The 26,704-nt window shown below is 73.8% G+C and carries 29 protein-coding genes; 16 read left to right on the forward strand and 13 right to left on the reverse strand.

What is annotated here, in order from left to right; genetic code table 11:
• Positions 1–945: acyl-CoA dehydrogenase family protein (locus ABZ806_RS03140; RefSeq protein ID WP_500214974.1), on the forward strand; the 945-nt coding region annotated here is incomplete at its 5' end.
• On the opposite strand, the gene ABZ806_RS03145 is transcribed toward ABZ806_RS03140, so the two are convergent.
• Both ABZ806_RS03145 and ABZ806_RS03150 read right to left on the reverse strand, forming a co-directional pair.
• The gene (locus ABZ806_RS03145; protein WP_500214975.1) at positions 938–2,368 is read right to left on the reverse strand and encodes a sensor histidine kinase; all 1,431 of its coding nucleotides are present in this window, start codon (positions 2,366–2,368) and stop codon (positions 938–940) included. The two genes, ABZ806_RS03140 and ABZ806_RS03145, sit on opposite strands and share 8 nt — an antisense overlap.
• Position 2,369: 1 nt before the next feature.
• Positions 2,370–3,050, reverse strand: coding sequence for a response regulator (locus tag ABZ806_RS03150; protein WP_500214976.1), 681 nt, complete (start codon positions 3,048–3,050; stop codon positions 2,370–2,372).
• A 116-nt stretch (positions 3,051–3,166) separates the two neighbouring features.
• Here ABZ806_RS03150 and ABZ806_RS03155 point away from each other — a divergent pair, with 116 nt between their 5' ends.
• From ABZ806_RS03155 to ABZ806_RS03175, 5 genes are all read left to right on the forward strand, one after another.
• A complete protein-coding gene (locus ABZ806_RS03155; protein ID WP_500214977.1) occupies positions 3,167–3,784 on the forward strand; it encodes a PepSY domain-containing protein in 618 nt (205 codons plus the stop codon).
• 39 nt (positions 3,785–3,823) lie between these two features.
• A complete protein-coding gene (locus ABZ806_RS03160) occupies positions 3,824–4,621 on the forward strand; it encodes an SAM-dependent methyltransferase (protein WP_500214978.1) in 798 nt (265 codons plus the stop codon).
• 91 nt (positions 4,622–4,712) lie between these two features.
• Positions 4,713–5,498, forward strand: a complete 786-nt coding sequence (locus ABZ806_RS03165; protein ID WP_500214979.1) for an ArsR/SmtB family transcription factor — start codon at positions 4,713–4,715, stop codon at positions 5,496–5,498.
• A gap of 47 nt (positions 5,499–5,545) precedes the next feature.
• On the forward strand, positions 5,546–6,487 hold the full coding sequence (locus ABZ806_RS03170; protein WP_500214980.1) for a ribose-phosphate diphosphokinase: 942 nt from the start codon (positions 5,546–5,548) through the stop codon (positions 6,485–6,487).
• Between the two features lie 31 nt (positions 6,488–6,518).
• On the forward strand, positions 6,519–7,796 hold the full coding sequence (locus ABZ806_RS03175; RefSeq protein ID WP_500214981.1) for an amidohydrolase: 1,278 nt from the start codon (positions 6,519–6,521) through the stop codon (positions 7,794–7,796).
• A gap of 1 nt (position 7,797) precedes the next feature.
• Here the strand turns inward: ABZ806_RS03175 and ABZ806_RS03180 are convergent, their stop codons facing one another.
• Positions 7,798–8,511, reverse strand: a complete 714-nt coding sequence (locus ABZ806_RS03180) for a trimeric intracellular cation channel family protein (protein ID WP_500214982.1) — start codon at positions 8,509–8,511, stop codon at positions 7,798–7,800.
• Positions 8,512–8,545: 34 nt separating this feature from the next.
• On the reverse strand, positions 8,546–8,812 hold the full coding sequence (locus tag ABZ806_RS03185; RefSeq protein WP_500214983.1) for a hypothetical protein: 267 nt from the start codon (positions 8,810–8,812) through the stop codon (positions 8,546–8,548).
• 125 nt (positions 8,813–8,937) lie between these two features.
• On the opposite strand from ABZ806_RS03185, the gene ABZ806_RS03190 reads away from it, so the two are divergent.
• A complete protein-coding gene (locus ABZ806_RS03190; RefSeq protein WP_500214984.1) occupies positions 8,938–9,582 on the forward strand; it encodes a YdcF family protein in 645 nt (214 codons plus the stop codon).
• Between the two features lie 15 nt (positions 9,583–9,597).
• On the opposite strand, the gene ABZ806_RS03195 is transcribed toward ABZ806_RS03190, so the two are convergent.
• From ABZ806_RS03195 to ABZ806_RS03205, 3 genes are all read right to left on the reverse strand, one after another.
• Positions 9,598–9,786 carry a DUF5999 family protein gene (locus ABZ806_RS03195; RefSeq protein ID WP_500215196.1) on the reverse strand — a complete coding sequence of 63 codons (189 nt, stop codon included), beginning with the start codon at positions 9,784–9,786 and terminating at the stop codon, positions 9,598–9,600.
• A 158-nt stretch (positions 9,787–9,944) separates the two neighbouring features.
• Positions 9,945–10,499, reverse strand: a complete 555-nt coding sequence (locus tag ABZ806_RS03200) for a hypothetical protein (RefSeq protein ID WP_500214985.1) — start codon at positions 10,497–10,499, stop codon at positions 9,945–9,947.
• A 268-nt stretch (positions 10,500–10,767) separates the two neighbouring features.
• A complete protein-coding gene (locus ABZ806_RS03205; RefSeq protein WP_500214986.1) occupies positions 10,768–11,583 on the reverse strand; it encodes an SAM-dependent methyltransferase in 816 nt (271 codons plus the stop codon).
• A gap of 204 nt (positions 11,584–11,787) precedes the next feature.
• Between ABZ806_RS03205 and ABZ806_RS03210 the strand changes: the two genes are divergently transcribed.
• The 4 genes from ABZ806_RS03210 (at position 11,788) to fdhA (ending at position 15,630) form a co-directional block, all read left to right on the forward strand.
• Complete coding sequence (locus tag ABZ806_RS03210; RefSeq protein ID WP_500214987.1) at positions 11,788–12,507, forward strand: DedA family protein; 720 nt, start codon at positions 11,788–11,790, stop codon at positions 12,505–12,507.
• Complete coding sequence (locus ABZ806_RS03215) at positions 12,491–13,669, forward strand: sensor histidine kinase (protein WP_500214988.1); 1,179 nt, start codon at positions 12,491–12,493, stop codon at positions 13,667–13,669. Before ABZ806_RS03210 ends, ABZ806_RS03215 begins: the two co-directional genes overlap by 17 nt.
• Positions 13,660–14,316 (forward strand): response regulator, encoded by a 657-nt coding sequence (locus ABZ806_RS03220; protein WP_500214989.1) that lies wholly within the window; start codon positions 13,660–13,662, stop codon positions 14,314–14,316. Before ABZ806_RS03215 ends, ABZ806_RS03220 begins: the two co-directional genes overlap by 10 nt.
• Positions 14,317–14,415: 99 nt before the next feature.
• Positions 14,416–15,630 carry a formaldehyde dehydrogenase, glutathione-independent gene (fdhA, locus tag ABZ806_RS03225; RefSeq protein ID WP_500214990.1) on the forward strand — a complete coding sequence of 405 codons (1,215 nt, stop codon included), beginning with the start codon at positions 14,416–14,418 and terminating at the stop codon, positions 15,628–15,630.
• 6 nt (positions 15,631–15,636) lie between these two features.
• Here fdhA and ABZ806_RS03230 read toward each other — a convergent pair whose 3' ends face one another.
• From ABZ806_RS03230 to ABZ806_RS03240, 3 genes are read right to left on the reverse strand one after another with little or no spacing between them, the layout of a single operon-like run.
• Positions 15,637–17,436, reverse strand: a complete 1,800-nt coding sequence (locus ABZ806_RS03230; protein ID WP_500215198.1) for a GMC family oxidoreductase — start codon at positions 17,434–17,436, stop codon at positions 15,637–15,639.
• Between the two features lie 5 nt (positions 17,437–17,441).
• Entirely contained in the window at positions 17,442–18,818 is a 1,377-nt protein-coding gene (locus tag ABZ806_RS03235) for a tocopherol cyclase family protein (protein ID WP_500214991.1), read from the reverse strand.
• Positions 18,815–19,507, reverse strand: a complete 693-nt coding sequence (locus ABZ806_RS03240; RefSeq protein ID WP_500214992.1) for a FadR/GntR family transcriptional regulator — start codon at positions 19,505–19,507, stop codon at positions 18,815–18,817. The genes ABZ806_RS03235 and ABZ806_RS03240 overlap by 4 nt, the downstream gene beginning before the upstream one ends.
• Positions 19,508–19,613: 106 nt before the next feature.
• Here ABZ806_RS03240 and ABZ806_RS03245 point away from each other — a divergent pair, with 106 nt between their 5' ends.
• A complete protein-coding gene (locus ABZ806_RS03245) occupies positions 19,614–20,132 on the forward strand; it encodes a YbaK/EbsC family protein (RefSeq protein ID WP_500214993.1) in 519 nt (172 codons plus the stop codon).
• A gap of 62 nt (positions 20,133–20,194) precedes the next feature.
• Here the strand turns inward: ABZ806_RS03245 and ABZ806_RS03250 are convergent, their stop codons facing one another.
• Positions 20,195–21,262 carry an FAD-binding protein gene (locus tag ABZ806_RS03250; protein ID WP_500214994.1) on the reverse strand — a complete coding sequence of 356 codons (1,068 nt, stop codon included), beginning with the start codon at positions 21,260–21,262 and terminating at the stop codon, positions 20,195–20,197.
• Positions 21,263–21,274: 12 nt separating this feature from the next.
• The gene (locus ABZ806_RS03255) at positions 21,275–21,736 is read right to left on the reverse strand and encodes a MarR family winged helix-turn-helix transcriptional regulator (RefSeq protein WP_500214995.1); all 462 of its coding nucleotides are present in this window, start codon (positions 21,734–21,736) and stop codon (positions 21,275–21,277) included.
• Between the two features lie 120 nt (positions 21,737–21,856).
• On the opposite strand from ABZ806_RS03255, the gene ABZ806_RS03260 reads away from it, so the two are divergent.
• Positions 21,857–22,315: a DoxX family protein gene (locus ABZ806_RS03260; protein WP_500214996.1), complete on the forward strand. Its 459-nt coding sequence runs from the start codon at positions 21,857–21,859 to the stop codon at positions 22,313–22,315.
• A gap of 299 nt (positions 22,316–22,614) precedes the next feature.
• Positions 22,615–24,021 carry an alpha,alpha-trehalose-phosphate synthase (UDP-forming) gene (locus ABZ806_RS03265; RefSeq protein WP_500214997.1) on the forward strand — a complete coding sequence of 469 codons (1,407 nt, stop codon included), beginning with the start codon at positions 22,615–22,617 and terminating at the stop codon, positions 24,019–24,021.
• Here the strand turns inward: ABZ806_RS03265 and ABZ806_RS03270 are convergent.
• Complete coding sequence (locus ABZ806_RS03270; protein WP_500214998.1) at positions 23,954–24,631, reverse strand: ATP-binding protein; 678 nt, start codon at positions 24,629–24,631, stop codon at positions 23,954–23,956. The genes ABZ806_RS03265 and ABZ806_RS03270 overlap by 68 nt on opposite strands.
• Before the next feature lie 193 nt (positions 24,632–24,824).
• Here ABZ806_RS03270 and ABZ806_RS03275 point away from each other — a divergent pair, with 193 nt between their 5' ends.
• Both ABZ806_RS03275 and ABZ806_RS03280 read left to right on the forward strand, forming a co-directional pair.
• Positions 24,825–25,055 (forward strand): DUF397 domain-containing protein, encoded by a 231-nt coding sequence (locus ABZ806_RS03275; RefSeq protein WP_131944820.1) that lies wholly within the window; start codon positions 24,825–24,827, stop codon positions 25,053–25,055.
• A 55-nt stretch (positions 25,056–25,110) separates the two neighbouring features.
• On the forward strand, positions 25,111–26,646 hold the full coding sequence (locus ABZ806_RS03280; RefSeq protein ID WP_500214999.1) for an AMP-binding protein: 1,536 nt from the start codon (positions 25,111–25,113) through the stop codon (positions 26,644–26,646).
• Positions 26,647–26,704: the final 58 nt, after the last annotated feature.

Here is a 26,704-nt window from a genome sequence, read left to right on the forward strand (position 1 = left end):
ATCGTGATCGAGGAGGTCGCGCGGGCGTGCGGGTCGTCGTCGCTGATTCCGGCGGTGAACAAGCTGGGCACGGTTCCGGTGCTGCTGTCGGGCGGTGAGGAGCTGAAGAAGAGGTACCTGGCCCCGGTCGCGCGCGGTGAGGCGATGTTCTCCTATGCCCTGTCGGAGGCGGACGCGGGTTCGGACGCGGCGGGGATGAAGACCCGCGCGGTGCGCGAGGGCGATGCGTGGGTGCTCAACGGCGCGAAGATGTGGATCACCAACGCCGGAGTGTCGGAGTTCTACACGGTGATGGCGGTCACCGACCCGTCGGCCGGTGCGCGGGGGATTTCGGCGTTCGTGGTGGAGAAGTCGGATCCGGGGGTGTCGTTCGGGGCCAAGGAGCGCAAGCTGGGCATCAAGGGGTCCCCGACCCGGCAGGTGATCTTCGAGGACACCCGGATCCCGGCCGATCGGATCATCGGCGTGGAGGGTACGGGGTTCAAGACGGCGCTGGCGACCCTGGACCACACCCGCATCACCATCGCCGCGCAGGCCCTGGGGATCGCGCAGGGCGCGCTGGACTTCGCGCTCGGTTATGTGAAGGAGCGCCGCCAGTTCGGTAAGCCGGTCGCTGATTTCCAGGGTGTGCAGTTCATGCTGGCCGACATGGCGATGCGGCTGGAGGGCGCCCGGCAGCTGACCTACCACGCGGCGATCAAGTCCGAGCGTGCGATGCACGGCGAGAAGATCGCGGACCTGACGTTCGTGTCGTCGGCGTGCAAGGCGCTGGCCTCGGATGTGGCGATGGACGTGACCACCGACGCGGTCCAGTTGCTGGGCGGTTACGGGTATACGCGTGATTTCCCGGTGGAGCGGATGATGCGCGACGCGAAGATCACGCAGATCTACGAGGGCACCAACCAGATCCAGCGCATGGTCATGGCCCGCCAGCTCCTCAGGTAAGCGGCAGCCGCACCTCGAAGAGCGCACCGCCGCCGGGGGCCTCGCCGACGGTGAGGGTCCCGGCGTGCGCGCGCACCAGGTCGCGGGCGATGGCGAGGCCGAGCCCGGCGCCGCCCTCGTCGCGGCTGCGGGCGTCGTCCAGCCGCACGAACCGCTCGAAGATCCGCTCGCGGTCGCCCGCGGGCACCCCCGGCCCGTCGTCGGCGACGCGCAGCACCGCCCGGCCGCTCTCCTCGCGCAGCGACAGCCGGACGGCCGTGTCCGCGTGCCGCTCCGCGTTGTCGAGCAGGTTGCCCAGCACCCGCGCGAGCCGGCCCGGCACACCCGCGACCTGAGGATCCGCCTCGATCGACGGCTGGACGGGGATCCGGTCGCCCGGCGCCCGCCGGTCCAGCTCGTCCCGGACGAGCCGGCCGAGCGCGACCGGACGGGCCGGCGGACGCTCGCCCGCGTCGATCCGGGCGAGCAGCAGCAGGTCGGCGGCGAGATGCTGGAGCCGCACGACGTCCTCGACGAGCCCGTCCACGTCCAGCAGCTCCGGGTGCGCGGCGGCCACCTCCAGCTGCGTGCGCAGCGACGCGATCGGGCTGCGCAGCTCGTGCGAGGCGTCCGCGACGAAGCCGCGCTGGCGGGCCACGGACTCCTCCAGCGCGGCGAGGGTCTCGTTCGTCGTCGCGGCGAGCCCCGCGATCTCGTCCCGCGCGTCCGGCACCGGTACCCGCCGCGCCAGGTCGCCGGACGAGGTGATCTCCGCCAGCTCCGCCCGGACGGCCTCCACCGGCCGCAGCGCCCGCCGCGTCACCAGCCAGGTCACGCCCGCGACCACGGCGAGCAGCAGCGGCAGCCCGGCGAGCATCGCGCGGGTGACCGCGCCGACCGCGTCCCGCGCGGCGGCGAGGTCGGCGCCCGCGTACACGGTGACCGTCTCGTCCCGGGGCGTCGTCACCTCGATCGCCGCGAACCGGTAGTCGGCGGTGCGCCCGTCCACGGTCGCGGTGCCGGTGCTGAGCCTCGGGTCGTCGTCCGACACCTCCCCGCGCCCCGGGTCGTCGTCGCGGTCGCCGCCGTGGTCGTCATCGTCGTCGCCGCCGCGCGGGGCCGCGCCCGGCCGCACCCCGGGCGAGCCGGTGCCCTGGACCGCCTGCAGGTCCTCGCTCACCGCCCGGACGCGGCCGTCCTCGCCGACGACCTGCACCGGGTGGTCCTCGCCGTCCGGCAGGTCGAGGCTCCGGTAGGCGACGCCCGTCGCGAGCTGCGCCGCGACCTCCCGGGCCGCCACCTCGGCCCGCAGGTCCGCCTGCCCGGCGAGGTTCGCGCGCAGCAGCAGCACCACCGCGAGGCCGGCGGCGACCAGCGCGCCCGCCACCACGGCCGTCGCGCCGATCGTCGTCCGGGCCCGCACGGACCTCGGCCGCACCGCCACGTCAGGCGCCCCCGTCCCTGGCCAGCCGGTACCCCGCACCGCGCACCGTCGCGATCGACCGGCGCCCGAACGGGACGTCGAGCTTGCGGCGCAGCGCGCTCACGTACACCTCGACGATGTTGGGATCGCCGTCGTAGGCGAAGTCCCACACCGCGTCCATGATCTGCGCCTTCGACACGACCTGCCCCGCGTTCGCCGCCAGGTGCTCCAGCACCGCGAACTCCTTGCCGGTCAGCTCCACCTCCGCGTCGCCCCGGAACACCCGGCGGGCCGCCGGGTCCACGGTGAGGTCGCCGAGCACGATGGCGGGCGCGGCGCCCCGCGTCCGGCGGCGCAGCAGCGCCCGGACGCGCGCCACCAGCACCACGTAGGAGAAGGGCTTCGTCAGGTAGTCGTCCGCGCCCGTGTCCAGGCCCTCGGCCTCGTCGTACTCCCCGTCCTTGGCGGTCAGCATCAGGATCGGCGTCTCGTCGCCCGCCGCCCGCAGCGCCCCGCACACCCGGTAGCCGTTCATCCCGGGCAGCATGATGTCGAGGATGATCAGGTCATAGCCGCCGCCGAGCGCCCGGTGCAGGCCCTCCGCGCCGTCATGGACGGCCTCCACCACGAAACCCTCGGCGGTCAGCCCCCGCGCCAGCGACGTGGCCAGGCGCTTCTCGTCCTCCACGATGAGCAGGCGCATGCCCACAGCCTGCCAAACCGCGGCTGAAGACGGCTTCAGGTTGCTTCAGGACCGCTACAGGAACGCCCGGCATCGTCGGTCACGCAACGTCAGACGACACGGAGGGCGGGAAACCGATGAAGATCAACGCACGGCGCATGGTGACGGGCCGCGGCCTGCTGGTGACGGTGGTCGCCGCGGGCGTCCTGGCCGGCGGGGGAGCGACGGCCGCCGTCGCCGCCTCCCACGACGACGACCCGGCCCCGCGCGCCAACCCGGCCGGCGAGCGCCACGACGACGCCGCCCCGAAGACGGCCGTGTCGCTCGCGCAGGCGGTGGACGCCGCGCTGAAGGCCGCGCCCGGCACGGTCGCGGAGATCGAGCTCGACGACGAGCACGGCAGGACGGCCTGGGAGGTCGACATCGTCGCCGCGAACGGGGAACGGCGCGATGTCACCGTCGACGCCGCCGACGGCAAGGTCCTGACGAACCGCGCCGACGACCGCGACGACGACGACCGCGACGACGGAGAGGACGACCCCGCCGCGCTGCGCGGCGCGAAGGTGACCGCGGCGGCCGCCGCGGACGCGGCGCTGAAGGCCGTCCCCGGCCGCGTGACGTCCGCCGACTTCGAGACCGAGCACGGCAAGGCCGTCTGGGAGGTCGACGTCGCCGGCAAGGACGGCGCCGAGCACGAGCTCACCATCGACGCCGCCGACGGAAAGGTCCTCCTGAAGGAGGTTGACGAGGACTGACGAGGGGCGGGGGCGGGAAGGGGTCTGTAGGAGGTGCGCATGAGCGAACAGAGACCCGGCCCCGACATCGACACGAGCGTCTCGCACGTGGCGCGCATCTGGAACTACTGGCTGGGAGGGAAGGACAACTATCCGGTCGACCGCGAGGTCGGCGACCAGATCCTCGGGATGCTGCCGGACGTGGCCCGGCTGGCGCGCGCGTCCCGGCTGTTCCTGAACCGGGTCGTCTGGCATCTGGCCGCCGAGGCCGGCATCCGCCAGTTCATCGACATCGGGACGGGACTGCCCACGGTCGACAACACCCACGAGGTCGCCCAGCGGGCCGCGCCCGCGTCGAGGATCGTCTACGTCGACAACGACCCGCTGGTGCTGGAGCACGCGAAGGCGCTCCTCACCAGCACGCCCGAGGGCCACACGTCCTACATCCACGCCGACCTCCGGGAACCCGAGGCGATCCTGGAGGGCGCCGCCGAGACGCTCGACCTCGGCGCGCCGGTCGCGTTCACGCTGATGGGCATCCTGGAGTTCGTCCCCGACGACGAGCAGGCGTACGGGATCGTGCGGCGGCTCATGGCCGCGGTGCCCTCCGGCAGCTACTTCGCCATGTACGACGGGACGAACGTCGTCCACGGCGAGGCGTCCGACCGGATCGTGGACGTGTGGAACGCCGCCGGCAACGCGCAGCTCGTGCTGCGCACGCCGGAGCGGATCGCGGGGTTCTTCGAGGGCCTGGAGGTGCTGGAGCCGGGGATCGTCCCGGTCACGCACTGGCGCCCGGAGACGCCCGGCGAACCCGAGGCCGTCGACGCCTACGGCGCGGTGGGCCGCAAGCCCTAGCCGCGCCCGGGCCGGCGGCGCGCTTGACATGCAGCCATCCGGTTGCCTAATCTAACAGGCAACCGGATGGCTGCATGTTTGGGACGGCGGCATGGACGAGGACGGGATCTTCAAGGCGCTCGCCGACGCGAGCCGCCGCCGGCTGCTGGACGGCCTCAACGCCCGCAACGGCCAGACCCTCCGCGAGCTGTGCGCCGGGCTGGAGATGACCCGGCAGTCGGTCAGCAAGCACCTGGCGGTCCTGGAGGCCGCCGGCCTCGTCACGACCCTGCGCCGCGGCCGCGAGAAGCTCCACTACCTCGACGCCGCCCCCATCAACGCCATCGCCGACCGCTGGATGGGCCGGTACGACCGGGAGCGGGCGCGCGCGCTCGCCGACCTGAAGACCGCATTGGAGCGAACCCCGATGACCGCAGGCGAGTTCGTCTACACGACCTACATCCGCACCACGCTGGAGCGCCTCTGGGAGGCCCTCACCGACCCCGCCTTCACCCGGCGCTACTGGGGCGTCTCCTTCGAGACCGACTGGAAGCCGGGCTCCACGATCACCTGGCACGAGGAGGACGCGACCACGGCCGACCCCGAGCAGGTCGTCCTCGAGGCCGACCCGGGCCGCCGCCTCTCCTACACCTGGCACACCTTCACCCCCGAGTGGGCGAAGAGCGTCGGCGTGGACGAGGAGACGCGCCGCAGGCTCCTGGCCGAGCCGCGCTCGACGGTGACCTTCGACATCGAGCCCGCCGGCGAGACGGTCAAGCTCACCGTCGTCCACCGGGCCGGGGAGGCGCTGCTCGGCATGTCCCGGCAGGGCTGGCCGCACGTCCTGTCCGGCCTGAAGACGCTGCTGGAGACCGGCGAGCCCCTCCCGAGCGCCTGACCGGGCCGCCCCTCTAGCATGATCGCGGTCGATCATGTGAGGAGCGGATGGTGCGAGAGATCGCGGTGTTCGGCGGCAGCGCCCACCCGGAACTGGCCGCCGAGGTCTGCGCCCACCTGGGCGTGCCGCTGAGCCCGTCCCGCGTGGACCGGTTCGCCAACGACTGCCTGGAAGTGCAGCTGCAGGCCAACTGCCGGGAACGGGACGTCTTCCTGATCCAGCCGCTCGTCGCCCCGGTGCAGGAGAACCTCGTCGAGCTGCTGCTGATGTGCGACGCCGCGCGCGGCGCGTCGGCGAGCCGCATCACCGTCGTCATGCCGCACTACTCCTACGCCCGCTCGGACAAGAAGGACGCGCCGCGCATCTCCATCGGCGGGCGGCTGGTCGCCGACCTCCTCGTCGCCTCGGGCGCGGGCCGCGTCCTCGCCATGACCCTGCACTCGCCGCAGGTGCACGGCTTCTTCTCCGTCCCCGTCGACCACCTGCACGCGCTGCGCGAGCTCGCCGACCACTTCCGCGGCCACGACCTGTCGCACACCACCGTCGTGTCGCCCGACCTCGGCAACGCCAAGGAGGCGGCGGCCTTCGCGCGCCGCCTCGGCGTGCCGGTCGCCGCCGGCGCCAAGCAGCGGTTCGCCGACGACCGCGTCAAGATCAGCTCGGTCATCGGCGACGTCGCCGGCCGCGACGTCATCGTGCTGGACGACGAGATCGCCAAGGGCAGCACCGTGCTGGAGCTCCTGGACCGGCTCCGCGAGCTCGGCGCGCGCACGATCCGCGTCGCCTGCACCCATGGGCTGTTCGCCGCCGGCGCCCTGCGGCGCCTGGCGGCGCAGCCCGACGTCCTGGAGATCGTCTGCACCAACACGGTGCCCGTGCCGAACGGCAGCGACAAGCTCCGCGTCCTGTCCATCGCCCCGGCCCTGGCCGAGGCCGTCCGCCGCATCCACAACGGCGAGTCCGTGAGCGCCCTGTTCGAATCCCCCTGACCGGGCATGTCCCTCGCATACACCCCAGCGCATGGCGGGAGGCACCATGGCGGTCACATCGTCCGCTTCGCCCGTGCCGGCCGGAATGGACGCCGTACGGGAATGGCAGGAGGACCTCTACCGGGACCTGCACCGGCACCCGGAGCTGTCGCACCAGGAGCACCGGACCGCCGGAAGGGTCGCCGAGCGCCTCCGGACGGACGGGCTCGACGTGCACGAAGGCGTCGGCGGCACCGGCGTGGTCGGCGTGCTGGGCAACGGGGACGGCCCCACGGTCCTGCTGCGCGCCGACATGGACGCCCTGCCGGTGCGGGAGGCGACCGGGCTCGACTACGCCAGCACCGCTACGGCCAGGGACGGTGACGGCAACGAGGTGCCGGTCGCCCACGCCTGCGGGCACGATGTGCACGTGGCCTGCCTGCTCGGGGCCGCGTCGCTGCTGGCCGGCGCCACGGGGCGGTGGGGCGGGAACCTCGTCGCGCTGTTCCAGCCGGCCGAGGAGACCTCCGACGGCGCCCAGGGCATGGTCGACGACGGTCTCGCGGACCTGATCCCGAAACCGGACGTCGCGCTGGCGCAGCACGTCCTGGCCGCACCGGCCGGGCTGCTCGGCACCCGGCCCGGCCCCGTCTTCACCACCGCGGACAGCATGCGGATCACGCTGCACGGCAGGGGCGGGCACGGCTCGATGCCCCAGGCCGCGGTCGACCCCGTCGTGCTCGCCGCGATGATCGTGGTCCGGCTGCAGACCGTCGTGTCGCGCGAGACCCCGCCGGGGGAGACGGCGGTGCTGACGGTCGGCAGCATCCAGGCCGGCACCAAGAGCAACGTCATCCCCGACAACGCCGTGCTGCAACTCAACCTGCGCTGCTACAGCGACCGGACCAGGAGCGGCATCCTGGAGGCGGTACGCCGCATCGTCACCGCCGAGTGCCAGGCCTCCCGCTGCCCGAGGGAACCCGACTTCGAGCTGTTCGACCGCTTCCCGCTGACCGACAACGACGCCGGCGCGACCGACCGGGTGGCGCGCGCCTTCGCCGCCGCCTTCGGCGACCGGGCGGTGACGCTGCCCGAGCAGACCGCGAGCGAGGACTTCAGCGACATCCCCGCCGCGCTCGGCGCCCCCTACACCTACTGGGGGCTCGGCGGCGTCGACGCGGACGCCTACCGCCGGGCCGAGGAGGCCGGGCGGGTCGCGCAGGACGTCCCGGTGAACCATTCGCCCGCGTTCGCGCCGGTCGTCCAGCCGACGCTGGAGACCGGGACCGGGGCGCTGGCCGTCGCCGCCCTCGCCTGGCTGGGCCGCTGACTCACCGCCGGCCGCCGGAGTCCGGGCCGCCGGAGTCCCGGCCGCCGGAGTCCGGGCCGGGCGACGCGTCGTCGGGCGGGCCGGCCACGGAGCGCTTGCCCGGCGGGTGCGGGGCCTGGAGCTTGTAGTGCAGGCCGAGCATCCGGATGAGGAAGCAGGCCGCCACGGCGCCCAGCGCGGACGGCAGGCCGTAGGTGCCCGTCTCCACCGTCAGGACGGTGATCCCGGCCGCGACCAGGGCCGGGATCGCGTACAGGTCGCTGCGCAGCACCGTCGGGATCTGCAGGACGAGGGCGTCCCGGATCGTGCCGCCGCCCACCGCGGTGACCACGCCCAGCAGCAGCGCGGGCCCGATGTGCAGGCCGGAGGTGAGCGCCTTGCTCGCGCCGATGACGGCGAACGTGCTCAGCCCGACCGCGTCCAGCACCGTGATCGGCATGTCGAGCCGGTCCAGCCGCCTGCTGAAGACGAACGCGATCAGCCCGCCGCCGGCGGCGAGGGCGAAGTAGCGCCAGTCCACGAACGTGGCGGGCGGGATCGCGCCGATGAGGACGTCCCGGATGACGCCGCCGCCGAGCGCCGTGATCATTCCGAGCGACACGACGCCGACCACGTCCAGCCGGGCCGCGCGGACCGCCGTCAGCGCCCCGTTCAGCCCGAAGGCGAAGGTGCCGGTCAGGTCGAGCGCCAGCAGCAGCGGCGGTTCGGTGCTCATGCCCCGTGCCTACCACGGGGCGGAGCCGCCGCGTTCACCGGCGCATGCCGCTGCCGCCGGACTCCTCTTCGCCGTCGGTGCTGGGCTCCAGTTCCAGGTACTCGTCCTCGGGCCACAGTTCGTCGGCGAGGCCGGCCAGGTACTCCTCGTCGGCGGGGTCGAGTTCGGCGACCATGGACTCCGGATGCGGGCCGGCGGGCGGCGGGTCGTGCGCGGCCCGTGCCGGCATCGGGCGCAGCAGGCGGGGCAGGCAGAAGCCGAACAGGGCGAGCAGGGACACGAGCACCAGGACTGTGATCACACCACACCGTCCTTTCGCGGTCGAGTTCCACATGATTCTTGCGTAAGTAGCAAAACAGTTGAACGTTATCGGGACGGTCCGCCCGATGGGAGTCCGACATGCGGAGCGCCGGGGACAATGGCCCGGTGGAGTCTGCTGTGGACGCGCGGGCGCGCGAGCTGGCGAGGACGATCTGGGACCACCTCGTCGTGCCCGACCCCCGCTCCAAGGCTGACGTGATCCTCGCGCTGGGGTGCCACGACACGCGGGTGGCGGCGCACGCGGCACGGCTCTGGCTGGCGGGCCGGGCGCCGCTGGTGGTCGTCTCCGGCGGGCGCGGGAAGATCACCTCGGGCTGGGCGGAGACCGAGGCGCGGGTGTTCGGGCGGGTGGTGCGCGCGCACGGCGTCCCGGCGGCGGCCCTGCTGCTGGAGGAGACGGCGGCCAACACGGGGGAGAACATCACCGCGTCCCGGCGGCTGCTGGAGGGGCGGGGGATCGCGGTGCGGAGCGGGATCCTGGTGGCCAAGCCGTACATGACGCGGCGGGCGGTGGCGACGGCGCGGCGGCAGTGGCCCGGCCCGGACTGGTGCGCGTCGGCCCCGGATCTGGGTTTCGGCGACTTCGGCGCGGACGAGCGCCAGTTCATCGAGCTGATGGTGGGGGACCTGCAGCGGATGGTGGTGTACGCCGACCGGGGCTTCCAGGTGCCGACGCCGGTCCCGGCGGCCGTATGGGCGGCGTACGAGGAGCTCGTGCGGCTCGGCTACGACGGGCACGTGATCAGATGACCGTGCCCCGCGCTCCTAGCCGGCGCTGACGGGACGGTGGGGGTCGATCACCCTGCCGTCGGGGAGCAGTTCGCCGGTGTCCTCGAAGACGACGATGCCGTTGCACAGCAGGCTCCACCCCTGCTCGGGGTGGTTGGCGATGGTGCGCGCGGCCTCGCGGTCGCGGTCGTCCGGCGCCGGACAAGGCGGTTCGTGCGTACAGATGGCGGCGTGCTGAGCGGTCACGGGTCCCCTCCACGGCATCCCTGTGATTAAGGACATAGTGCAGCCTGCCGCCGTGCGTCCGAAATATGCAAGTGGATGGCGAATTCTTTACTGTTCAGTGCGTGTGAAGAGCGGGAAGATCGGGCATTCCGGGCGTTTCACCGCACAATGTCCCCGGTGTCCCCGGCGTCGGGTTCGCCGCCGTGGTCCACGTCCAGCCCGACGACCGACGTGCAGCCCGTGCAGATCCATTCGGCGATCACGGCCTCGGAGTTGGTGCCGTGCGTCCGGTACGGGCGGTCGACCGCCCGCCGGCGCATCCCGTGGCCGCACGAGGAGTGCAGGATCCGGCCGCAGGTCGGGCACGGCCACACGTCCTCGCGGCGCAGGTCGCAGCGCGGGCACAGCGGCGCCTCGTAGCGCCCCGCCGGCCCGCCGAAGGCCATCTCCTCCAGCCACTCGTGCTCGAGGTCGAGGTACTCGTCCCCCGGCCAGTGGTGGTCGGCGAGCCACGCGAGGTACTCCTCGTCCCCCGGGCCGAGGACGGTCGTCAGGGACTCGGGGTGCTCGTCCGCCGAGCCGTGCGCGTCCGAGCCGGGCCCGTCCGGGCGCGATCGGTCCGAGCGGGGTCGGCGCCTGCCGTGCCGCGCGGTGGCCAGGAGCGTCAGCAGGCCCAGGAGCGCGGCCGCGGCCAGGCCTGTCGCCAGGGGCATCGCGGCGTCCTTACATGATCTTGCGGCGGGAAGTCCGATCATGAATGCACTTCACAAAACGCTGCGAACGCTACAAGAAGTGGTTGACAACGGAAAAGTCGATCAGAAAGATCCTTTACTAAACCATGACCGGACACGATGTCCGAAACCGCGTGCTCACGTCGTCCGCAACCGCGCGGCCTGCGGGAACCGTGGCCTGCGAGCATCCCGGACGGCCCGCGCGGCGCGGCGCGGTTTCACTCTCCGCTGAATCCGTGTTTTCCCGGAGTCAGTCCTTCCGGCCGAGCACGGCCACCATCTGGGTGTGCAGCGGGTGCTCCAGCGGCCCGGCCGGCCCGTCCGGACGCCACTCGGTCACGTGCGCGACCCCCGGCTCCAGGATCGTGAGCCCCTCCATGAACCGCTCGATCTCCGACGAGTGCCGGAAGTAGGAGCCGCCCAGCCCCGACTGCAGGATCCGCTTGGCCTCCTCGACGCGCGGGTCCTCGCCCGAGTCGTGCAGGTGGGTGAGGACGACGTGGCTGCCCGGCGCCAGGAACGGGACCAGCGCCTGGACGACGCCCGCCGGGTCCCGCTCGTCCGGCACGTGGTGGACGACCGCGGCCAGCACGATCCCCACGGGCCGCGTCAGGTCGATCAGCCCGGTCAGCGCCGGATCGGAGAAGATCTCGTCCGGCTCGTACAGGTCGCCCTGGATGAACGTCGCGACGCCGTCCTCGGTCAGCAGCGCGCGCCCGTGCGCGAGGACGATCGGGTCGTTGTCGACGTAGACGACCTTCGCGGCGGGGTTCGCCGTCCGCGCGAACTGGTGCACGTTGGACGAGGTCGGCAGCCCGGAGCCGATGTCGACGAACTGGTCGATGCCGAGGTCCCCGGCGAGGTAGGCCACCGCCCGGCCGATGGCGACCCGGTTGCCCCGCGCCACCACCGGGGCCTCGGGAACGAGCTGCATCACCATGTCGGCGACCTCGCGGTCGGCCGCGAAGTTGTCCTTGCCGCCGAGGAAGTAGTCGTACACCCGCGCGAACGTCGGCGTGGTGGGATCGATGCCTGGGGGCGCGCTCTCGGGGAGGTCATCGGCCACGACGTGCGGCTCCTTCTGTGCTGCGCCCGCGCTGCCCGCGCCGGCGGTCCTGGGGCCCCAAGAGTAAGCCCGGGACCCCCGCGCGGCAGGGTTTTTCGCGCCGGAGGGTGCGGTTTTCCACAGGGTTCGGGTGCGGGATCCGGCCGGACGGGTCGGCGGTGCCCTCCATGGCGGCGGGCCCGCCCGGTTCCTAGCGTCGTGGGCATGATCGGACTGATGAACGCGGCGTCCGCCGGCGGGCCCGCCGGCGGCATCGCCGGGTGGGCGACCGACCTGATGGACCGGCTCGGCGCGCCCGGCGCCGGGCTGGCGATCGCGCTGGAGAACCTGTTCCCGCCGCTGCCGAGCGAGGTGATCCTCCCGCTCGCGGGGTTCACGGCGGCGCAGGGCCGGATGAGCCTCACCGCGGCGATCGTGTGGACGACGCTCGGGAGCGTCGCCGGCGCGCTCGCGCTCTACGGGATCGGGGCCCTCATCGGCCGCGACCGGGTCCGCGCGGTCGCGGCGCGGCTGCCGCTGGTCAAGGTCGCCGACCTCGACCGGACGGAGGCGTGGTTCGCCCGGCACGGCGGCAAGGCGGTGTTCTTCGGCCGGATGATCCCGATCTTCCGCAGCCTGATCTCCGTCCCGGCGGGCGTGGAGCGGATGCGGCTGACGGTGTTCCTGGCCTACACCACCCTCGGCAGCCTGCTGTGGAACACCGCGTTCGTGCTCGCGGGGTACGGCCTCGGCGACAACTGGCGGACGGTCGAGGAGTACGTCGGCGTCTACTCCAAGGGGGTGGTCGCGGTCGTCGCCGCGGCGGCCGCGGCGCTCCTCGCGGTGCGTATCGTGAAGGCACGGCGGGCCGGCGCGGGGGAGCGGCGTCCGGCGGGCGCGCACCGGGCGGAGGCGAGAGAACGCGAACGTGACCGCATCCACTGACGCCGTGCGCCACGGCCCCGCGGCGGTCGTGCGGGCCCTGGCGGGGCTCGTGCTCGGCGCGGCCACCGCCGGCGCGGAACTGGTGCTGCTGGCGGGGGCGGCGCTGCTCATGGCGTACTCGCTGGCCTTCTCCCGCGGCCGGCGGGCGGTCCCGGCGGCCGTCGCGGACGCCGCCGAGCTGCTGACCGAGCTGGAGCTGCGGCGGCTGCGCGCCTTCCTCGGCGAGGACCGGGGCGTCCAGTACGGTCCGCTGCGGGCGCTGGCCTACCTCGTCCTGCGGGTGCCGGTCGGCCTGCTCGGCGCCGCGATCCTGCTGCTGATCGCCTACGGCGCGGCGCTCGGGGTCCGGCTGGCGGTCAGCTGGTGGATCACCGGCGACTACCTGGACGGCATCCCGCCGGCCTGGTGGATCGTCCTCTACACCGCCGTCGCGGGCGGGGTGCTGCTCTTCCTCGCCGGGTACGGCCTGGTCGGCGTGGTGGCGCTGGAGAAGGGCGTGGCCCGGCGCTGCCTCGGCCCGAGCCCGCTGGAGGAGTACGAGCGCCGCATCGCGCAGCTGTCGGTCACGCGGGCCGAGGTGGTGGACGCGGTGGACGACGAGCGCCGCCGCATAGAGCGCGACCTGCACGACGGCGTCCAGCAGCGGCTCGTGGCGCTCGGCATGCTGATCGGCCGGGCCCGCCGCGCCGGCGACGGCGAGCGGGCGGCGGAGCTGCTGCGGCAGGCGCACGAGGAGTCGCAGCGGGCCCTCGCGGACCTGCGGGAGGTCACCTGGCGGGTGTACCCGGCGGCGCTGGACGGCGAGGGGCTGCGGGCGGCGCTGGAAACGGTGGCCGAGCGGTCCGCGGTGCCGGTGGAGATCCGCTACGACGTGCCGGGGCGGCCGCCGCACGCGGTGGAGACCGCCGCGTACTTCGTCGTCTGCGAGGCCGTCACGAACGCCGCCAAGCACTCCGGCGCGAGCGCCGTGCGGGTGGCGGTCGCCGGATCCGGGACAATGCTCGGTGTGCGCATCGAGGACGACGGGTCCGGGGGAGCCGACCCGGGCGGCGGCGGGCTGGCCGGGCTGGCCCGGCGGGTGGCCGCGCTGGACGGGACGTTCGGCCTGCACAGCCCGCCCGGCGGCCCGACCGTGATCACCGCGGAGCTGCCGTGCGGGTGATGCTGGCCGAGGACTCGACGCTGCTCCGCGAGGGCCTGGTGCGGCTGCTCGCCGAGGAGGGCCACGTGGTCGACGCGGCGGTCGGGGACGGCGACGCGCTGCTGGCCGCGATGGCGGCGCCGGGCGGGCAGGGCCCGCCGGACGTCGTGGTGGTGGACGTCCGGATGCCGCCGACGCACACCGACGAGGGCCTGCGCGCCGCGCTGGAGATCCGGCGGCGCTGGCCGGGGGTCGGGGTGCTGGTGCTGTCGCAGTACGTGGAGAAGCGGTACGCCGCCGAGCTGATCACCGCCGACACCGCCGGGGTCGGCTACCTGCTGAAGGACCGGGTCGCGCAGGTCGACGAGTTCCTCGACGCGCTCGACCGGGTCGGCGCGGGCGGCGCGGCGTTCGACCCCGAGGTGGTCCGGCGGCTGCTGGCGCACAGCACGCACACCGACCCGCTGGCCCGGCTCACCCCGCGCGAGCGGGACGTCCTCGACAACATGGCACAGGGCCATACCAACGCCTCGATCGCCTCGAACCTTCACATCTCGCAAAGCGCGGTCGAGAAGCACGCCAACGCGATCTTCGACAAGCTCGACCTGTCGCACGCCGCCGGCTACAGCCGCCGCGTCCTCGCCGTCCTGCGCTACCTCGGAACCTGAGCGACCCCGCCCGCAACTCGGACCCACCCGCAATTCGGACTAACAGCCGAAAACCGGGTATGGGTCCTGGATCGGTCCTCAACGGTGGAGGGAGGCATCGTGGCGGACACCAACCGAGGCGTCGTCTACCAGGCGCCGGGGAAGGTCACGGTCGAGGACCTGGACTTCCCCAAGCTCGAACTCGCCGAGCAGAACGGGCGCAAGCTCGAGCACGGCGTGATCCTGAAGGTCCTGGCCACCAATATCTGCGGCTCCGACCAGCACATGGTGCGCGGCCGGACGACCGCGCCCGCCGGGCTGACGCTCGGCCACGAGATCACCGGCGAGGTGATCGAGACCGGCAGGGACGTCGAGTTCATCAAGGAGGGCGACCTCGTCAGCGTCCCGTTCAACATCGCGTGCGGCCGCTGCCGCAACTGCAAGGAGCGCCACACCGGCGTGTGCGAGAACGTCAACCGGGAGCGGCCGGGCGCCGCCTACGGCTACGTCGACATGGGCGGCTGGCACGGCGGGCAGGCCCGCTACGCGGTCGTACCGTACGCGGACTTCAACCTGCTCAAGTTCCCCGGCGACCGCGACACGGTCATGGCGAAGCTGCCCGACCTGGCGATGCTGTCGGACATCTTCCCGACCGGCTACCACGGCGCCTACACCGCCGGCGTCACGACCGGCTCGACCGTCTACGTGGCGGGCGCGGGACCGGTCGGCCTCGCGTGCGCGAGCGCCTGCCTGCTGCTCGGCGCCGCCGTCGTGATCGTCGGCGACATGAACGAGCAGCGGCTCGCGCAGGCCCGCGGCTTCGGCTGCGAGACGATCGACCTGTCGCGGCACGGCGACGTGGGCGCGCAGATCGAGCAGATCCTCGGCGTCCCCGAGGTGGACGCGGCCGTCGACTGCGTCGGGTTCGAGGCGCGCGGCCAGGGCCACGAGGGGGCGCAGACCGAGCAGCCGGCCACCGTCCTCAACACGTTGATGGACATCACCCGCGCCGCCGGGGGGATCGGCATCCCCGGCCTGTACGTGACCGGCGATCCGGGCGCGTCGGACGAGAACGCCAAGGTGGGGCAGCTCGGCCTGCGGATGGGGACCGGCTGGGCGAAGTCGGTGTACTTCGTCACCGGCCAGTGCCCGGTGATGTCCTACAACCGGCAGCTGATGATGGCGATCCTGCACGACCGGGCGCAGATCGCGCGGAACGTCAACGCGTCGGTGATCTCGCTGGAGCAGGCGCCCGAGGGGTACGCCGAGTTCGACCGGGGCGCGGCGCGCAAGTACATCCTCGACCCGCACGGCACGCTGGGGGCCGCGGCCTGACGCCCCTCACCCGATGCCCCGGGCGATCCGCAGCGCCGTCGCCATGACGGTGAGCTGCGGGTTGACCTCGGGGCACGTCGGCAGCACGGACGCGTCCGCGACATGCACGCCGCGCACGCCGCGCAGCCGCCCGGCCGGGTCGACGGGGGCGGCGGCCCCGTCGGCGCCGAGTTTCGCCGTCCCGGTCGGGTGGAAGCCGGCCAGGTGCAGGTCGGCGGGCGCCGCCGCCTCGACGGCCCGCGCCAGCTCGCCCTCGTCCCGGACGGCGGGCGTCCCGGCCAGTCCGGTCAGGACCTCCTCGGCGCCGGCGGCGAACAGGACGCGTCCCATCGCGACCATCGCGCGCCGGAGCCGCCCCGCGTCGCGCGGGGCCAGGTCGTAGCGGAGCAGCGCGCGGTGCCGGGCGCCGTGCACCCGGCCGGACGGGGCGTCGGCGATCATCGCGCCGAGCACGGCGAGGCGGCGGGCGTCCTCCAGCTCGCCGCGCAGGTGCCGCCCGATGCCGGGCAGCGGGAACGAGGTCATGCCCGGCGGCGTCGCCGTCGCCTCGATGAGGATGCCGTCGCCGTGCAGTTCCTCGATGCCGACGCTCTGCATCACGCCCGACCACGAGTCCACGGGTTCGGCGAAGCGTCCCGCCACGTTGGTCGCGGGATGGACGGCCATGCCGCGGCCCAGCTCCGGATGCCCGCCGAGACCGGAGCGCCGCAGCAGCAGGGGCGTCTGCGTGGCGCCGGCCGCGACGACGATACGGGGTGCCAGGATCTCGAACGCCGTGCCGTCCGGGCGGCGCGCCCGCACGCCCGTGGCGGTCCCGCGTTCGACCAGGACGCGTTCGGCCCGCGCACGGGTCACGATGCGCGCTCCCGCCTCGCACGCCTGGGGGAGCGCGTTCAGGTGCACTCCGTACTTGGCGTTGTGGGGGCACCCCACGGCGCACTGCGCGCTGCCCCTGCAGCCCGGTGCGTTGCGGCGCAGCGGCGCGCCCCGCCAGCCGAGCCGTTCGGCGCCCGCGAGCGCCAGCAGCCCGTTGCGTCCGAGCGGCCCGACCGGCTGCCGCGCGACCCGCAGGGTGGCCTCGACCTCGTCCAGGTGCGCGCCGAAGTCCTCCACCGGGACCCCGAGGGACGCCCAGCGTCGCAGGACCCGGCCGGGCGTCCGGTAGCAGGTGCCGCTGTTGACGACGGTCGTCCCGCCGACCGCGCGGCCCTCGGGCAGCAGCACCGGCGGGCGGCCGAGCGCCAGCGCCGCGCCGCCGTCGCGGTACAGGTCGAGGAACCGGTCGAGCGGCCGGCGCTCCCGGAACTCGGCGGCCGTGAACCGGCGCCCCTCCTCCAGGACGACCACCGACATGCCGCGCCGGGCGAGGGTCCGCGCCGCCATCGCACCGCCCGCACCGGACCCGACCACGACGGCGTCCGCCGTCGCGCAGGCCGGCCACTCGCCGGACGGGGTGCAGTCCAGCACGGCGTCCGGGCGTACCGGCGCGTCCGGCTCCGGCGGGCCCGGCAGCAGCGCGGTCCCGGCGGCCAGCAGCAGCGGGATCTTCACCGTCTCGACGACCCGGGCGGTGGCCGGGCGGGCCGCCAGCAGCGCGCAGAGCGCGTCTCGCCGGGCCGCGTCCAGCCCGTCCAGGGGCCGGCCGGTGGCGAGGCGGGACAGCGCGTCCAGCGCGCCGGCGCCGGCGGCCAGCCCGAACCGCGCCGGTCCGGGCAGCGTCCGCGCGATGGCCTCGGCGCCGGCGGTGACGCGGGCCAGCTCGCCCGCGTCCTCGATGCCGAGCAGCACCGCGATCGTCCCCGTCATGGCGCTCACCGCAGCCCCACCTCCGCGTGCCCGGTGCCGTCGAGCCGCCATGCCCGCTCGGTCCGCCAGGAGCGTCCGGCCCGGCGCGCGAGGACGATCCGCACGTCGGCCCGCTCGGAGTTGTGGCAGACCGCGGGGGAGCCGTCGGGGTCGGCGTAGTCGACGGCGACGGTCTCCGCGGGCCGCTGCGTGACCTCGACGTGCAGGAAGCGGTCGCCGACGCGCCCCCGGACGGTCCACCTCGGGAGGCCGATGTCGGCGCGCAGCCGGAGCGCCGCGAGCAGCGGGTCGCCGGACGGCAGGTCCCGCCCGTCCACCCGGAGCCGGACGAACGGGAGCGGCGGCAGCCGGTTCAGCCCCGGCCGCGTCGAGACGGCCGCCACGATCTCGCACACGTCCCCGCCGCCGAGGTCGGCGTGCAGCCACGCCCACCGGCGCGCGTTGCCGTGCCCGTAGATCCGGGCCGAAGCGCCCGGGGCGCCCGCCGGCTCCAGGACCCGGTCGCCGAACCGCACCACGCCGTCGTAGGCGGCCGCGGGCTTCGGGACGATCTGCGCCGCCGGCAGCAGTTCCCGCTCCCACGCCCAGCGCGGGAACGTGTGGATCGGCTGCCCGCCGCCCGACTCGCGCAGGTCCCAGGAGACCGGCCCGGCCGTGCCGGTGAGCCGGTCGCCGGCCTGCACGACGGGGCCGGCGGCGAACGCGGCGTCCTCGGGACGGCTCCACTCGTGCGGCCCGAACCGACCGAGCACCGGCGTCTCGCCGGGCGGGAACACCGCGGCCCAGCCGTGCGCGCGCACCCCGCCCCCGGTCGGCGCGACCAGCTCGTGGTGGAGCCACACGCCGGTGCCGGTCGCCGGATCGGTCAGCGTCGTGTACCAGACCTCCAGCCGCCCCGCCTGCCCCCGCCACCGCGACCGCATCGGGTCGGTCTCGCGCGCCGGGACGCGGAAGCTCGCCAGGAAGGCCGCGAGGTCGCGCCGCACATGGAACCGCAGCCGCGCCTCGCCGACCACCGCCCCGTCCGCGTCCGTCACCGTGAGCGGCAGCGACGTCATCGACCGGACGGGCCGCCGCGCCGAAACCGACTTCCAGCCGTCCAGACGCAGGCGGCGCCCGTCGGCGGCCGTGAAGTCCATCGTGTAGCGAATACGCCGTGCGGCGACCGGCGCGACGCGCAACCGCCCGGACGCGGCCGGATCGTCCGCCCACCCCGGCACGGCGACGCGCCCGGTGAGCGCACCCTCCGCGTCGCCCCACGGCCGCAGCAGCTCGGGGAGGTCGACGTCCAACTCCAGCCGCATCGGCCGGCCGCGCTCCTCTCCCGCGAGCCGCAGGGTCCCCTCCATGACCTCGCTGAACGTCGTGCGGCGGGCGCTCATCCGGCGTCCAGCATGATCGCCTCGGTCTCCGCGAAGTAGGCGGCCGCCGCCGTCCGCGCGCGCTCGCTGTCGCCGTCGCACAGCGCGCGGACCAGCGGCGCGAGGCGGTCCGCCGCGGCGGCCGGGTCGGCGAACGCGTGCGCGAACCCCTCCCGCACGGCCATGTAGGCGTTGAGTAGGGCGTTGACCATGAAGCCGTACACGCGGTTGCCGGTGGCGGCCGCGATGACCCGGTGGATCTCGCACTCGGCGAGCTGCGCCGCGTTCCCGCCCGCCGCCGCGCGGACCTCCGCCTCCAGCTCCCGCAGCCGCGCCCGCTGCGCGCCCGTCGCGTTCACCGCCGCCCTGGCCGCCACCTGCGCGCCGACCTCGCGCCGCACCTCGAAGATCTCCGCCATCCAGGCCGGGCCGACCGTGCTGGCCAGCATCGGCAGCAGCTCCGGCCCGCCGAGCCGCTCGTAGTCGCGGACCCGCGTCCCCACCCCGTGCCGCGTCTCCAGCAGCCCCAGCTGCGCGAGCCGGACGATCGCGTGCTTCAGCGACGTCCGGGTGACCGCGTAGCCGGCGGCCAGCTCGCGCTCCGGCGGCAGGTAGGAGCCGGGCAGGTAGCGGCCGCTCAGCACGTCGTCGCGCAGCCGGTCGACGAGCGAGTCGACCACGGTGTCGCGGGGGATCGGCGAGGACGGCACGGGGCACCTCCAGTGGAGCAGTGGCTCAGCCACTGGACCACGCCGGGCGTTCCGGCGTCAAGACCGTGGCAGGCTGGGGGCCGGGAACACGGAAGGGGACGCGCAGATGCTCGGCACGCTCGACTGGGGACCGGCGGACGAACGGCACGACCTCCTCGCGGCGCCCGTCGCCGCCGCGATCGGCGCGGTACCCGGGGCCGAGGTCGCGGAGATCGACCCGGAACTCGCCGACACCGCCGCGTTCTGCGAGCGCTACGGCGTCCCCCTCGACGCCAGCGCCAACTGCGTGGTCGTCGCCGCCAAGCGCGGCGGCGAGGTCTCCTACGCCGCCTGCATGATCCTCGCCACCGGCCGCGCGGACGTGAACGGCGTCGTCCGCAGGCACCTCGGCGCCCGCAAGGTCTCGTTCGCGCCCATGGCCGACGCGACGTCGCTCACCTCCATGGAGTACGGCGGCATCACCCCGGTCGGCCTCCCCGGGGCGTGGCCGGTCCTGGTGGACGAGTCCGTGGCCGCCGCCCCGCACGTGGTCGTCGGCAGCGGCCTCCGCAGGTCGAAGCTCCTCATCCCCGGCAAGTCCCTGGCGACCCTCCCGGCCGCCGAGATCCTCGCCCTGGCCCTGTAGGGACAACCACAGCTCAAGGACGCCCACAGCGCACCGACCGCGCGGCTCGCCTCGCAGAACGCCTATCCGGTCGAGTCGACGGCGTAGCGGGTGCCGCCGGCGGCGCGGGCGCGGGCGAGGAGGCGGTGGTTGGCGGCGAGCATCTCGCCGACGGACGCGCAGCCCGGCGAGGCCGTGCGCAGGACGCTGAACAGGACCGTCCCGGTGCGCAGCGCCTTGACCAGGACGACGCCGCTGAGGCCCAGGTCCGCCGCCGTCGTCTCCGCCAGCGTCGACTCGATCACGGCGGCGGCGCGGGGCGCGGGCAGGAAGACCATGGCCCACGGGTGCGGGCGCGCCCACTCGCCGAGCGCGACCAGTTCCGCGACGTCGGGGCGCATCCGGTCGGCGAAGTCGAGGTAGCCGAGGCTCTCGGCCGCGGTGGTGCCGGGCGGCGGCTCGCCGCCGTCCCCGTACAGGACGGCCTTGGCCTCGAAGCGCCAGCCGCCCCCCTCGGCCGGCTTGGCCCGGCCCGAGATGTGGTCGGCCCGCACCTCGCGCTGGACGCGCAGCAGGTCGCCCGCGCTCCGGCAGGGGATCGTGCAGGACAGCACGCGCTCCGGGGCGGGGACGAGCCGCAGCGTCGCCGCGGTGATGACGCCGTGCACGCCGAGGCCGCCCCGGACGGCGTCGAACAGCTCCGGCCGCTCGGTGGGGGAGCAGGTGACGACCTGCCCGCCGGCCGCGACCTCCAGGGCGAGGACGTTGTCGGCCTGGGTGCCGTGCACGTGGGACGTCCCGCCGATGCCGCCCGCGGAGATCGTCCCGCCGACGGTCACGTCCAGGTGGTCGGTGAGGACGGGCGGGGTCAGCCCGTGCGGCAGGGTCGCGGCGAGGACCTCGCTCCAGGTCGTCCCGGCGCCGGCGGCGGCGTGCCGCCCGCCGACCTCGCGGACGCCCGCCAGCCCGCGCATGTCGAGGGAGACGCCGGTGGTCGACGACTGGCCGAACGTCGAGTGGCCGGCGCCGCGGGGGACGGCCGCCAGGCCCTCGGCGGCGGCGGCGCGGAGGGCGGCCACGACCTCGTCCGGCGACGCGGGCCGGACGACCCGCGCGGGCGAGCGCTCGACGATGCCCCCGAAGTCGCGCATGCCGGGCGGCCCCTAGCGCTCGCGGAGGCGGTCGGCCACCCGGCCGAGCGCCGCGCCGAGCAGGTCGATCTCCTCCGGTGTCAGCACGTCGACGAGCGCTTCGCGGACGACGCGGCGATGGCCGGGGCGGACCCGGTCGAGGGCGGCGGCGCCGTCGTCGGTCAGCTCCGCCCACACCGAGCGCCGGTCCGACGGGCAGCCCGTCCGCTTGACGAGCCCGGCCCGCTCGAGCTGGGTGACCTGGTAGGTGAGGCGGCTCTTGGAGACCATCACCTCGCGCGCCAGATCCGACATGCGCAGCCGGCGGCCGGCGGCCGAGCGCAGCCTGACCAGCACCTCGAACTCGGCGTGCGACAGCCCGCCGTCCCGCTTGAGCTGCCGCTCGACCTCGTGGTCGACCAGGTGCCCGGCGGCGAGGAAGGCCATCCAGGCGCGGAGCTCGCGCGGTTCCAGGGCGTCCCCCGCTTCGTTCATGCGGTGATTCTAGTTGGCATGAAAACACCCTTGAAGTTTCTAAATGGTCTGAATTTGAATCATCTTGCTAGCGTTCCGCTAGTTCTTGAGACATCCCCCCCGAGTTGGAGGAGACGAGGCATGCTCCCACCCCGCCGCCACCCCGCCCTGCCCGACACCGGCCTGCTGCTCGGCAGGATCGCGGTCGGCGCCGTCTTCGTCGCGCACGGCTGGCAGAAGCTCGCCGACGAGGGCCACGCGGCCGTCGCCAGGTCCTTCGACCACCTCGGCATCCCGCTGCCGGGGCTCGCCGCCGTCTACGGCACCTGGGTCGAACTGCTCGGCGGCATCGCGCTCATCGCCGGGGTCCTGGTGCCGCTCGCCGGCGTGCTCATCGCCCTCGATATGGCGGGGGCCTTCTGGTACGTCCACCTGGGCAAGGGGCTGTTCAGCCAGGAGGGCGGCTACGAGTACGTGCTCGTCCTCGGCGTCGTCTGCCTGCTGTTCGCCTTCACGGGCGCCGGGCGCTTCTCCGTGGACTCAGTCCTGTGGGGGCGCCGCCGCGAACCCGCGCCCGACCCGCGGTCCGTGCCGGCGTGACCGGTGCGGGCCGGTCCGCCGCGCCCGGCCCGCCGATGTGATCTGGGTAACTCCCCGGCACGCGGCCGGGGTGCCGTGACGGCGGTGTCAGCGCCGGTCACCTGGCGGGAAAGGAATATGGCCCGCTCCAAACCCCCGGCTGCGTCCTCCCGCCCGCCTGACATCCGTCTTTTCCGCCTCCTGCTCCTTAGCGTCGAAGTGACAAGATGTTCCAGATGACCGTTTTTGGGCATGAGTGATCGCTGAGGGGTTCCTGGAGAGGCGGGTCGCAGGTGTCGCGCGGTAGTGAGTTCGTTGTGGTGGCCAATCGGCTTCCGGTCGACCGGACCGTCGGGGCGGACGGCGTCCCGCGCTGGCGGCGCAGCCCCGGCGGCCTGGTGAGCGCCATCGCCCCGGTGATGCGGCGGCGGAAGGGCACGTGGATCGGCTGGACCGGAGCGCCGGACGAGGAGATCGAGCCGTTCGAGGAGGACGGCATGTCGCTCCACCCGATCACCCAGTCCGCGCAGGACGTCGAGCTCTACTACGAGGGCTTCTCGAACGCGACGCTGTGGCCGCTGTACCACGACGTCGTCGCCCCGCCCGTGTACGACCGCGCGATGTGGGACGCCTACGTCCGCGTGAACAGGCGGTTCGCGGAGGCGGCGGCGAAGGTCGCGGCGAAGCACGCGATCGTCTGGGTGCAGGACTACCAGCTCCAGCTCGTCCCGTCGATGCTGCGCGCGCTGCGCCCCGACCTGCGCATCGGCTTCTTCCTGCACATCCCGTTCCCGCCGGTCGAGCTGTTCTGGCAGCTGCCGTGGCGGCGCCGGATCCTGGAGGGCCTGCTCGGCGCCGACCTGGTCGGCTTCCAGCTGCCCGGCGCGGCGGCCAACTTCGTGCGGCTGTGCCGGCGGCTGCTGGACGCCCGCTACGTCAAGCAGGACGTCTTCTGGGACGACCGCGTCGTCCGGGCCCGCGCGTTCCCCATCTCGGTGGACGTCGGCGAGCTGAACGACCTGGTCGGGCGCCAGGACGTCCAGGAGCGGGCGCAGGAGATCCGGGCCGACCTGGGCGACGCGACGGTCCTGCTCGGCGTGGACCGGCTCGACTACACCAAGGGCATCACCCAGCGCCTGCAGGCGTTCGGGGAGCTGTTCGAGGACGGTCACATCAAGCCGGGCCAGGCGGTGTTCGTGCAGATCGCCACGCCCAGCCGGGAGCGGGTCGAGCAGTACCAGCTGCTCCGCGAGGAGATCGAGCAGCTGGTCGGCCGGATCAACGGCGAGCACGGCGAAATCGGGTTTCCGGTCATCCACTATTTGCACAGTTCGTATGACCGGCCCGAGCTGACCGCCCTCTACCTGGCCGCGGACGTGATGGTGGTGACCCCGCTGCGGGACGGCATGAACCTGGTCGCCAAGGAGTACGTGGCGTGCCGCAAGGACCTGCGCGGCGCGCTGGTGCTGAGCGAGTTCACCGGCGCCGCGGCCGAGTTGAAGCGCGGCGGGTTCATGGTGAACCCCTACGACATCGACGGGCTCAAGGGCACGCTGCTGGCGGCGCTGGACGCCGAGCCCGCCGACCAGGCGCGGCGGATGCGCTCGATGCGCCGCCGCGTGATCGAGAACGACGTGGACCGCTGGGCCCAGGCGTTCCTCAGCGAGCTGGAGAATCCGGAGCGGTCCCGGCCCGCGGAGCGTGCTCCGGCGCCGCCGGAGGGCTGATCCGCAGGTCGAAGGCCGCCCAGACGGCCTTCCCGCCGGTGGCGAGCCGCGCCCAGCCCCACGCGTCGCTGATCGCGCCGACGACGACGAGGCCGCGGCCGCCCTCCACGAAGCGGTCGGGCTCGACCGGCACGGGCTCGGGGGCGCGTCCCGACGGGTCGGTCACCGTGACGACGAGGCGCCGCGGGTGCCCGACCAGCACGAGCTGGATCGGGCACAGCGGCAGCGGCTGAGGCAGTCCCTCCAGGCCGTGCCGCAGCGCGTTCGTCACGAGTTCCGACACCGCGACGACCACGTCCCCGGCGTCGCCGGCCGCGCCCCATCCGTCCAGGGTGGCCTGCGTGAACTCGCGCGCCGCCCGGGGCGCGGTGATCTCCGCCGGGAGCACCCGGCGCGCGGTGCGCGGGGTGCCGCCGTGCGGGGCGGGCCAGAGCCCGGCGAGGCCGGGCACGGCGACCGGGGCGCGCGGATGCGGATTCGCCGGCGCGTTCGGCGCCGGCGGCATCGGCGCCGCGTCCGGCCAGGGCGCGTGCACCGCGGCGGGGTGCCGCGGCCGGCGGCCTCCCATGGCGGCGGGGGCTGCGACGTCGTCTGCCTGGTCAACGGTCATGGTCAAACCTCAGAGGCGTGCGGAGTGGTCACCGGCGAGCGTTCGCTATCTTGCTCCCCAAGCCGTGCAGATGCAAGACCGTCTGCATGAACGAATGCAAGAACGAATGCACGTGCATCTCGTACCATTGTGTGGGGTGGGGCGAGATCGCGGTCTCCCTGCGGGGAGGCCAAGACGCCTAGAGGGGGCAGACATGGACGGCCACCACATGTCGGACGTCCGACGCAGCGGGCTCGTCTGGCAGAAGAGCCGGCGGAGCAACCCGTCCGGGAACTGCGTCGAGATGGCCGAACTCCCCAGCGGGGAGATCGCCGTGCGCAACTCCCGGGACCCCGAGGGAGCGATCCTCGTCTACACGCGTGAGGAGGTGGAGGCCTTCGTGGGCGGAGCCAAGGACGGTGACTTCGACCACATGCTGGTCTGACGGCAGAAAACCGAACGGCATTCCATTCGGCGTTCCGGCCCGGTAGGTTGCGGCCATGCACCTGGGGCAGATCGCAGCTCAGACGCCCGACAAGCCCGCCGTGATCATGGCGGGCTCCGGGCGGGTCGTCACCTTCCGGGAACTGAACGAGGAGTCCAACCGGCTCGCGCAGCTGCTCCGTGCGGAGGGGCTGCGCCCGGGGGACCACATCGCGTTCATGCTGGAGAACCATCCGCTCTACCTGGCCATCGCCTGGGCCGCCCAGCGGTCCGGGCTCTACTACACCCCCATCAGCTCGCGGCTCCAGCCCGACGAGCTCGCCTACATCGTGGCCAACTGCGAGGCCAAGGTGTTCATCGCCGGCGCGTCGATGGAGGCGGCCGCGAAGTCGGCGCCGGACGTCCCGCTGAGCCTCATGCTGGGCGGCACGGCACCCGGCTACGAGTCCTACGAGGAGCGCGTCGCCCAGTACCCGCCCACCCCGATCGAGGACGAGTGCGAGGGCATGGACATGCTCTACTCGTCCGGGACGACGGGCCGCCCCAAGGGCGTGAAACCGCCCCTCTCCAAGGCGCCCATGGGCGAGGCCGGGCCGCTCTACATGCTCATCTCGCACCTGTTCGCGGCCGACGCCGACGCGGTGTACCTGTCGCCGGCGCCGCTCTACCACGCGGCGCCGCTGCGGTACTCGCTCGTCTTCCACCGGCTCGGCGCCACCGTCGTGGTGATGGAGAAGTTCGACCCCGAGCAGGCTCTCGCCACGATCGAGAAGTACCGCGTCACGCACAGCCAGTGGGTCCCGACCATGTTCATCCGGATGCTGAAGCTCCCGGAGGAGACCCGCGCCCGCTACGACGTGTCGTCGCTGGGCTGCGCCGTGCACGCCGCCGCGCCCTGCCCCGTCCCGGTCAAGGAGCGGATGATCGACTGGTGGGGCCCGATCCTGCACGAGTACTACGCCGGCACCGAGGGCAACTGCTTCGTCTACACCAACTCCGAGGACTGGCTCACCCACAAGGGGACCGTCGGGCGCCCCATCCTCGGGGAGGTCCACGTCTGCGACGAGGACGGCGACGAGCTGCCGGCCGGTGAGCCCGGAACGCTCTACTTCGGCAACGGCCCGCAGTTCGAGTACCACGCCGACGAGGAGAAGACGGCCGCGTCCCGCGACCCGAAGGGCCGCGGCTGGACGACCCTCGGCGACGTCGGCTACGTCGACGAGGACGGCTTCCTCTACCTCACCGACCGCCGCGCCTACATGATCATCAGCGGCGGGGTGAACATCTACCCGCAGGAGGCGGAGAACGTCCTCGCGGTGCACCCGAGGGTCGCCGACGTCGCGGTGTTCGGCGTCCCGGACGCCGAGATGGGGGAGGCGGTCAAGGCCGTCGTCCAGCCCCTGTCCATGGACGAGGCCGGTCCGGAGCTGGCGGCCGAGCTGATCGCGTACTGCCGCGAGCACCTCGCGCACTACAAGTGCCCGCGGTCGATCGACTTCCGTCCCGAACTGCCCCGGCACCCGACCGGGAAGCTCTACAAGCGGCTGCTGAAGGACGAGTACTGGACCGAGAAGCCCTCCGCGACGGCCTGAGAGGCCCGTGAACGGCGGAACCCCGGCCGGCCCTCGGGAGGGCCGGGCCGGGGTTCCG

It is taken from the genome of Spirillospora sp. NPDC047418, assembly GCF_040643275.1.
GTDB lineage: Bacteria > Actinomycetota > Actinomycetes > Streptosporangiales > Streptosporangiaceae > Spirillospora.

Coding starts and splice junctions, on each gene's coding strand:
- ABZ806_RS03150 (WP_500214976.1), bottom strand. CDS start 3,050: ATGCGCCTGCTCATCGTGGAGGACGAGAAGCGCCTGGCCACGTCGCTG.
- ABZ806_RS03155 (WP_500214977.1), top strand. CDS start 3,167: ATGAAGATCAACGCACGGCGCATGGTGACGGGCCGCGGCCTGCTGGTG.
- ABZ806_RS03160 (WP_500214978.1), top strand. CDS start 3,824: ATGAGCGAACAGAGACCCGGCCCCGACATCGACACGAGCGTCTCGCAC.
- ABZ806_RS03165 (WP_500214979.1), top strand. CDS start 4,713: ATGGACGAGGACGGGATCTTCAAGGCGCTCGCCGACGCGAGCCGCCGC.
- ABZ806_RS03170 (WP_500214980.1), top strand. CDS start 5,546: ATGGTGCGAGAGATCGCGGTGTTCGGCGGCAGCGCCCACCCGGAACTG.
- ABZ806_RS03175 (WP_500214981.1), top strand. CDS start 6,519: ATGGCGGGAGGCACCATGGCGGTCACATCGTCCGCTTCGCCCGTGCCG.
- ABZ806_RS03180 (WP_500214982.1), bottom strand. CDS start 8,511: ATGAGCACCGAACCGCCGCTGCTGCTGGCGCTCGACCTGACCGGCACC.
- ABZ806_RS03200 (WP_500214985.1), bottom strand. CDS start 10,499: ATGCCCCTGGCGACAGGCCTGGCCGCGGCCGCGCTCCTGGGCCTGCTG.
- ABZ806_RS03210 (WP_500214987.1), top strand. CDS start 11,788: ATGATCGGACTGATGAACGCGGCGTCCGCCGGCGGGCCCGCCGGCGGC.
- ABZ806_RS03230 (WP_500215198.1), bottom strand. CDS start 17,436: ATGACGGGGACGATCGCGGTGCTGCTCGGCATCGAGGACGCGGGCGAG.
- ABZ806_RS03235 (WP_500214991.1), bottom strand. CDS start 18,818: ATGAGCGCCCGCCGCACGACGTTCAGCGAGGTCATGGAGGGGACCCTG.
- ABZ806_RS03245 (WP_500214993.1), top strand. CDS start 19,614: ATGCTCGGCACGCTCGACTGGGGACCGGCGGACGAACGGCACGACCTC.
- ABZ806_RS03250 (WP_500214994.1), bottom strand. CDS start 21,262: ATGCGCGACTTCGGGGGCATCGTCGAGCGCTCGCCCGCGCGGGTCGTC.
- ABZ806_RS03255 (WP_500214995.1), bottom strand. CDS start 21,736: ATGAACGAAGCGGGGGACGCCCTGGAACCGCGCGAGCTCCGCGCCTGG.
- ABZ806_RS03260 (WP_500214996.1), top strand. CDS start 21,857: ATGCTCCCACCCCGCCGCCACCCCGCCCTGCCCGACACCGGCCTGCTG.
- ABZ806_RS03270 (WP_500214998.1), bottom strand. CDS start 24,631: ATGACCGTTGACCAGGCAGACGACGTCGCAGCCCCCGCCGCCATGGGA.
- ABZ806_RS03275 (WP_131944820.1), top strand. CDS start 24,825: ATGGACGGCCACCACATGTCGGACGTCCGACGCAGCGGGCTCGTCTGG.
- ABZ806_RS03280 (WP_500214999.1), top strand. CDS start 25,111: ATGCACCTGGGGCAGATCGCAGCTCAGACGCCCGACAAGCCCGCCGTG.